At 36.2% G+C, this 649-nt stretch carries 2 pseudogenes; one reads left to right on the forward strand and one right to left on the reverse strand.

Features of this window, described 5'->3' with window-relative positions:
- Positions 1 to 132 (forward strand): annotated as a pseudogene (locus tag ACTHTQ_RS11240) (IS481 family transposase); the annotation flags it as partial.
- 268 nt (positions 133 to 400) lie between these two features.
- Here the strand turns inward: ACTHTQ_RS11240 and ACTHTQ_RS11245 are convergent.
- Positions 401 to 649: pseudogene (locus tag ACTHTQ_RS11245) on the reverse strand (hypothetical protein); the annotation flags it as partial.

A 649-nucleotide genomic window follows, 5' to 3' on the forward strand; every position in this document is an offset into this window, starting at 1 on the left:
TTGTGCCGCTTTGTTAATTTCTATAACACTGTGAAGCCGCACCGCAGTTTGAACGGCGATACGCCGTTTGAGGTCTTGCAGGCTTCATTCTCAACCTGTGGTGTAAACAACGCAACGTTTTCCTACATATGATGAAATTCTGCAAATTGCGGATTGAGAAGGCAAAGAATCTCGGCACGTTTTAGCGCTTCCTCGTAATTTTCCTCTTCGATAAAAGAGTGATATGCTTGTTCAAATTTTTGTTGAATCTTTTCGTTACTCATAATAGGGACTATTCTAGAATTTATGATTGTTTTATTGGAGAAAGTAGAGATTGTAAGAGTAGATGGGACTAAAGCGCCAGTAATATAGAGATATAGAGTGTTGAATGTGGCAATTAAGAGTAAAGCCACAGGGCTATTTATCTTAGGGTATCTGGTTTATCTATTGAATGATAAAATTCAATAAATTTTAAATTATTTAAATACAGATAGTTGTGAGAAATTTTTAATTTTTTTGAAATTGGGTGTTGACTGGTTTTGCTGTGAGGCGTATAGTTCGGTTCTTCGCTGCTGACGCGGTGAAGAAAACGAAGCAGACAGTATAACACAGTTGGTTGAAATTTTCGATAATTTTGGTTGACATTTGCTAAATGTACTGTATAATTCGA

Source organism: Neisseria sp. P0020.S003 (genome assembly GCF_051957095.1).
Classification (GTDB): Bacteria; Pseudomonadota; Gammaproteobacteria; order Burkholderiales; family Neisseriaceae; genus Neisseria; species Neisseria subflava.